Below are 6330 nucleotides of genomic sequence, written 5' to 3' on the forward strand. Positions count from 1 at the left end.
AAGATAAGCATATACGAAGTTATTCGATTCAGCTAGACTACCTGTGCTTGATTTGAAGCCTTAATGAAAACTGTTTGATTTGAGTTGGAGGATAAATGACAAAAATTCGCTTACTCGTTCCTTGCACCGCGAGAAAGAGTCAACCGACACATCCGAATATGGAGATGTGTCAATACAACACTGAAGATCTTAATTGCGCTCTGAAAAACTGGGAACACATCTTTAAAAACTCAGAGTTCGAAGAAAGAGTCTTAGCAAAAGACCTGTATGTTGGCCAAGCCTATTCAAAATTAAAACAACTCGCTCATCGAGATGAATTAATCTTAGACATTCTATCCGCCGGATATGGTTTGATTAGTGGAACTGAAAAGCTTCCTAGTTATAACGCTACTTTTGCTTCAAATAAAAACCACGTTCCTAGGCCAAATCATCAGTGGTGGTCATCGGTGACTCATTCAAAGTTGCCTGGTCGATCATTTGAAGGTGTGTTCGAAGAAAATCAACAGGATTTTTACATTTTAACTGTTAGCAATGCATATTTAGGTGCCATTGAGTATGATTTATTGAATACTTTAAAGCGCTTTAACGATGCTAAGAACAGAATTGCGATAATTTCCACATCCATACCTAGAAAACTAGAACATTTCAGTCAATGTTTTGTTCAATGCTCCCGTAATGTGCTAGGTCACGTATCAGGGGCAAGTGTTGGGTTAAGTCTTACTGACAGAAACATTACCGCTATCGCAACTCACCTATTTGTGGAAAAATTAGAAATTACAAAGCCTGACTTCAATGCTACTATTCGCGATCTCAATGAAGAGTTTGCTTTAGTAACTTCAAATACTGCAAAGAAACGAACCAAGCGTAGCGATGAGTTCATAGTTTCGTATATAGAAGACAAACTTCTTAAACAAGGCAAAGCCCCTCCTTCTATCAACTCTGCTTTCAAGCAGTACAAAACTGATGGGAATGCTTGCCAAGACAAGCGCTTCGCCACTCTTTATAAAAGAATAAAATCACAAAAAGGTTTATCGTGACTAAGTTTCGTTTTTACTTCCCAGACAACAAAGATTTTGTCGATCCAAACTTCGATGGAAGAGATAATAGTCGTACCAAGTACCATCGTCCATATGACGACGACAATTACCCTCATGAGATTTTGCATGAAATGCCTTATGACGGAATGCTGGTTTCTTTAGCTGGTGTTGGCACAATGCAAAAACGAGGGAAATACTATGAGCAAGAGCTGACTGAAGACTTCTATTTTTTAGGTGCAAGAGAGTTTTTACGCCTGAACAAGCCTAAATATTCAAATGTTAAATTAATGGGGGACTGTGGTGCTTTTGACTATCACAATGAAGATGAACCACCATTTACAGTCGATGAGTTAATTGAGTTCTACGATAGAGGTCAATTTGATTATGGTATTTCTCTCGATCATATAGTATTTCCTTACTTCAAGGATGAGACTGCAAAATGTGCCGCTGCAGAAAAATGTGATTTACATGAGTTAATTGCTGAGAGTGAACGACGTATTGATATAACTTTAAAAAATGCAAAAGAGTTCTTTGAAAAAGCAAAGATGTATCGCTTTGAAGCTTATGGTGTTGCACATGGTTATGATAAAGCATCTTTCATTCGTTCAGTAAAAGAACTACAAGATATAGGCTATAGAAAAATAACTATCGGCGGTATGATCAAGTCTAAAACAGATGAATTATTAGACTTACTAGAAAGCCTGAAGGAAGTAAGAGAAGCTGATACTGAATTCCACCTACTGGGAATATGTCGTTTCGAAAACATCCCTGCGTATGTAAAGGCAGGTGTTACAAGTGCGGACAGCACCTCTCCGATGATGCAAGGTTTAAAAGGTGGAAAGTACTACACCCTAGATCCTGAAGATCACAAGTATCAAGAATCACTCATGATCCGGGCTAGGCAGTGCGATCATGACAACGTTCAAAAGCACATAGAGAAGCACCGTGACGAACTCCGCCAACACATATCAAACATGTCAGAAAATAATGAGTTTGATATCGATTTATCGAACACTGCTTTGTCAGTCAACGAATGTGTAAAGCGCCTAGAAAAAGATTGCCTTATAAAACTTCAGCGTTTTGACGAAACGGGAATGGATCTAGAGGGTACTTTCAAAGCACTTATTGCTTACGAGAAGGTGAGTAATGAAAGCTATTTACCCTCTAAGCTCACCCCATCAAAAGAAGGTCCATTAGCGCGAAATGAATCCAAGTATCGCGACTTCTTGAACCAACGAGCTTGGCGACAATGTGGTTGTGGAATATGTGAAGGAGGACTAATGAACATTATCTTCCGCGCTAATCAATCAAACCGACGCCGAGGTATCCACAATTTAGCTATTGTGACGAAGCATAAAGATCGTGTTATTAAATCATTACAGTCAACACTAAAGTAAACAACCATGTCAGAAATATTAAAAATTAAAGTAATTCAAGAAGTGGTAAATGGTGTCACTGTTTATACTGGTTGGGTTGAAGGGAAAAAAGTACGCGACGTAGCAAAAATTGTTCACATAACTCGCGAAGGTGAATTTATTAATGGCTATCAACGAAACGAGTTGCCAAAACATATTGAGTCGATTACTGATTATGTTGAGTCCAAGAACTCAACAATTCTTGCTAACCTAGTTATTGGATTTGATCAGTCTGTTAAATTTGAGCCAATACTTGAAGGTTCGGAGTTCGGCCACCTGCATGTACCCTATGATCCAGAGAAACCATCAAGCGAGTTACCTGGTGCTATCGTGGATGGGCAGCAGCGTTCAGGTGGGGTAAAGAACAGTCACCATGAAAGTTACCCTCTTCCTGTTTCGATTTTTATCTCTGAAGATGAGAATGATTACATCCAACAGTTTCTAATTCTTAACTTAGGTAAACCACTAACATCTGTTCAACTAAATGCGTTAGCACTGTACGACGATATCTATAAACCACCAGCATTAGCTGCAAAAGCTTTCCCTCTATCCGTTTGCGAAGAGCTTGGATATAGACATATTTCTTCTCCACTAAGAGGCCTTATCAAGTCTAATGGAAACAAAGATGGGATTATTGCAGAGTCTTCAATAACTGAGTTTATAATCAATGTAGAACGCCAACTATTGCAGATTATTGGTGTACGTGTTTATCAAGAACTCGATGAACTAACCAAAGTTAAGTTCGTAAAGATAATTATGAACTTCTGGGACGCAGTAAGAATAGTATTCAACGACGATTGGCAAAAAAAATCTCGTGATATGAAAAGTTCTTATATAACGCATGGAACATCAATTATTGGCTTCTCATATCTTTGTCGTCATATGTTGAGAGTTTTCCAAACCCCAAGTAAAAATACGAGCAATGAATCAATATTAACGCATGAAACCCCTTCTACTGGCTTTTTTGTGAAAGAATTATCATTGATTAAAGAAGACTGTAAATTCAGCAAAGGCTATTGGATACTAGGCCTTGCCAACAATCCTGATGTTAAAGACCTTCCTTATAGTCGACGTTGGAACGACTTTCAGAATACCACATCTGAAAAACAGCTTTTTGCTACGAACATATTGAGGCTATATGAAATCAAAAAAGAGTGGCGAAAAGAATACGATATCTATGTAGGCTAAAATGTTAAAAAGAAGGCTCATAGCCTTCTTTTTTAATTTTCTAGTTCATCCATAAACTCATATACTAGTGCCAGTGGTTCATAAGAACTCATTTCGACCATCATTCGAATATCGCTTTCTGAAAGTTGGTTCGATTGAGCCTTACGCTTTAGTTCTAACCAGTCCGGCGAGCATGTTACAGGCACTACTCTTCCGCTAGAAACACCAATTAAAAACTCACCAATTTCATAATTGAATAATTTCTGCCCAATATTACTGAGCTTTTCTGCGTCCATGTTACTCTCCTATATAAATGCATCCAGCTGTACAGGTTTCCTTCACTTCAACTTTAGATAACTGTGGCAGCACCGCTTTTGTTTGCTTCCAGATCCACTCAGCAAGAACCTCACTAGTTGGATTTTCTAGACCGGGAATATCATTAAGATAGTAGTGATCCAATTGATCATAGATCGGCTTAAAAGCGGATTTCACATCACCAAAATCAAGTATCCACCCGGTATTAGAGTCAACCTCACCAGTCAAATAGAGCCTAACTAAAAACGAATGCCCATGCAATCTGCCACACTTATGTCCCTCGGGGACATTTGGTAATTTATGAGCAGCTTCAAACATAAATTCTTTATATATTTCGTGTTTCATTGCGTTCCTTGTTAGTTAGCATTCTTATTACAAATCATACCCGAACCCAGTAATTATAGGGAGGCATTTCATCGAAAATCAGCACGAATTGTTATGTTCGCTTGATCCCATGCTCACACTTTCGACGAGTCGATATTTGTTGAATGTGTAGTTTGTTAGTACCTCCTCTAAGATTCGTTGGCTCGAAATATCTTTAAGTTCAACTTTCTGCTCTAGCAATTGTTTTGTAGCATCAATGATGTGTGATTCTAAATCTTTATTTGACATGATATGGCCTAATTATTTTTGTTTTACAGCCGCTTTACAGCTTATACATAAGGTTTACGTAAACTGTAAAGGCAATTTACTTATCTAGATCGTAAGAGCGTGTCGATGTGGTTTTATTTTTCGTCACAAGCTCTTTCCAACGATTATAAAATTTGGGCGTCGAGATTATCTGGGAAACGGAAGCTTTAACTCGCTCAACGAAGTTTCTAGCCCTTTGAACAAACTCATTAAATTCAACACGTCTTGTTCCACGTTCTTTATCCTGTCGTTTTGCTTCTCTAGCTCGCTGTTTTGATTGTTCGATTGCTCGAGAAACCTTGATCCCAACATCTCTAGCAATTCGCCCAACATTAGGTAATTTCTCTTGATTGTCTGATAATCCGCCTCGATTATCTCTAATCGCTGATTGTCGTGTTTGTCCTCTAACTGTTGTAGTGCTGTTTGTGCCTGCGAGAGTAGTGTTTGCAATTGGTCTGCTATTTGTATTGTTAAGTGGCTCATTGAGTACCTCTTTATTATTGTTATTATGAGTGAGCGACTCATACGTTAAGTGCAATTGTTTAACACTTTCGTGTAAGTCACTGATGAGTTGTTTCGTGCCCGTACTTTCAACTTTCTTATCCAAATTTTGTTTAACATTCGAAGAGTTTGGTTGAGGAGGTTTGAGGTCTAATTGCTCAGTAATTATGAGCTCTTTGAAACTCGAATCACCGTTGAATCGTTGGTTGAAACGACGTCGTCGCTCAACACATTCATCAAACTGCTCTTTCAGTTCAGCAACCGAGAGCTCTTGAGTTAACGGTTGAGATTCACTTCGATATAGTGCTTCAAGGGACGTAAATTGGTCACTAAAAACAAACCCTTTGAGACGAAATGCTTTTTTCTCTTGTTTCAACTTTATTGAAATATAATTTTTCGAGACCCTGACGGTTTCGATATCGGTGTAGTTTTTCCAACTTTCTTCTCTAAACAGAGTAATCAACTCATCGCGGTTCTTTACGTCAAAGGAATTGATGGCTGCGTTGACATACACTTTAAAAACGTTGATGCGTTCACTTCGTGTTTTATTATCAAAAGCACCCGTTAGGTTGATGTCTTTCCGACGTTTTAAGTTGGTTGGTGAGGCAAGCTCATATTTTGCATTGAGGTAGTTACACAGCACGGAAAAGTCATGAACATGACTCGGTGGAGCAGGGTTAAAATACTTCCCTGTAGAGAGATGAATCCGTGGCACAATGAAATGGTTTTCAACATTGCCTTTATCACGATGCTCAACCCACTCAATCAGCATTTCATCCTCAACACCCGCGAAGATAAGAGCTTCAAAACAATCACGCCACTCTTGTGTGATTTCAGGGGACTGATTAAGTGTATGAGTATCTTCCAAGGCATGAGCGATAACACCCGACACATACTTTCTCTTATGTGGATTATTCGCTATCGCATCGACGACCAATTCACGGTTAGCTGTCAGAGCTTTCGGTGTATGCATATTTCGGAGCATTCCGATCACCCATTTCGGGATTATCCGATCACCCATTTCGGTTTAAACCGATCGCTGATTCCGCGATTATCAGATCACTTTTAACCTAACTCCGAAATCGATGATCGGAATAGCGAAAACTGCGATCGTAATGGCCGAAATCCTTCCTTTTTCTCTTTTAAATCAATRGCTCGCTATCCTTTACTTCTAAAACAAGAAGGAAAGGAAGCGATAATGGCCAAAAAGAGAACTCCAATGAATAAAATCAAAGAGGTATTACGCCTTAAATACGACTGCGGTC

General features: G+C 38.8%; 6 protein-coding genes. 3 read left to right on the plus strand and 3 right to left on the minus strand.

Annotated elements, in window-relative coordinates:
- Nucleotides 1–95 precede the first annotated feature (95 nt).
- The 3 genes from A9260_RS08850 to A9260_RS08860 are packed head-to-tail and all read left to right on the plus strand — an operon-like array spanning nt 96 to nt 3640.
- A complete protein-coding gene (locus tag A9260_RS08850; RefSeq protein WP_156684027.1) occupies nt 96–1037 on the plus strand; it encodes a DUF6884 domain-containing protein in 942 nt (313 codons plus the stop codon).
- Nucleotides 1034–2434, plus strand: coding sequence for a tRNA-guanine transglycosylase DpdA (dpdA, locus tag A9260_RS08855; protein ID WP_068698179.1), 1401 nt, complete (start codon nt 1034–1036; stop codon nt 2432–2434). The genes A9260_RS08850 and dpdA overlap by 4 nt, the downstream gene beginning before the upstream one ends.
- 6 nt (nt 2435–2440) lie before the next feature.
- Nucleotides 2441–3640, plus strand: a complete 1200-nt coding sequence (locus tag A9260_RS08860) for a DGQHR domain-containing protein (protein ID WP_068698181.1) — start codon at nt 2441–2443, stop codon at nt 3638–3640.
- Nucleotides 3641–3672: 32 nt separating this feature from the next.
- Here the strand turns inward: A9260_RS08860 and A9260_RS08865 are convergent, their stop codons facing one another.
- From A9260_RS08865 to A9260_RS08875, 3 genes are all read right to left on the minus strand, one after another.
- Complete coding sequence (locus A9260_RS08865) at nt 3673–3915, minus strand: hypothetical protein (RefSeq protein WP_068698183.1); 243 nt, start codon at nt 3913–3915, stop codon at nt 3673–3675.
- A gap of 1 nt (nt 3916) precedes the next feature.
- Entirely contained in the window at nt 3917–4279 is a 363-nt protein-coding gene (queD, locus tag A9260_RS08870; RefSeq protein ID WP_068698185.1) for a 6-carboxytetrahydropterin synthase QueD, read from the minus strand.
- 343 nt (nt 4280–4622) lie between these two features.
- Nucleotides 4623–6050 carry a relaxase/mobilization nuclease domain-containing protein gene (locus tag A9260_RS08875; protein ID WP_197485271.1) on the minus strand — a complete coding sequence of 476 codons (1428 nt, stop codon included), beginning with the start codon at nt 6048–6050 and terminating at the stop codon, nt 4623–4625.
- Nucleotides 6051–6330 lie beyond the last annotated feature (280 nt).

It is taken from the genome of Vibrio sp. UCD-FRSSP16_30 (genome assembly GCF_001676025.1).
Lineage (GTDB): Bacteria > Pseudomonadota > Gammaproteobacteria > Enterobacterales > Vibrionaceae > Vibrio.

What these genes read in the sequence shown, in the direction of transcription:
- A9260_RS08850 (WP_156684027.1), top strand. Translation starts at nt 96, where the DNA reads ATGACAAAAATTCGCTTACTCGTTCCTTGCACCGCGAGAAAGAGTCAA.
- A9260_RS08860 (WP_068698181.1), top strand. Translation starts at nt 2,441, where the DNA reads ATGTCAGAAATATTAAAAATTAAAGTAATTCAAGAAGTGGTAAATGGT.
- A9260_RS08865 (WP_068698183.1), bottom strand. Translation starts at nt 3,915, where the DNA reads ATGGACGCAGAAAAGCTCAGTAATATTGGGCAGAAATTATTCAATTAT.
- queD (WP_068698185.1), bottom strand. Translation starts at nt 4,279, where the DNA reads ATGAAACACGAAATATATAAAGAATTTATGTTTGAAGCTGCTCATAAA.
- A9260_RS08875 (WP_197485271.1), bottom strand. Translation starts at nt 6,050, where the DNA reads ATGCTCCGAAATATGCATACACCGAAAGCTCTGACAGCTAACCGTGAA.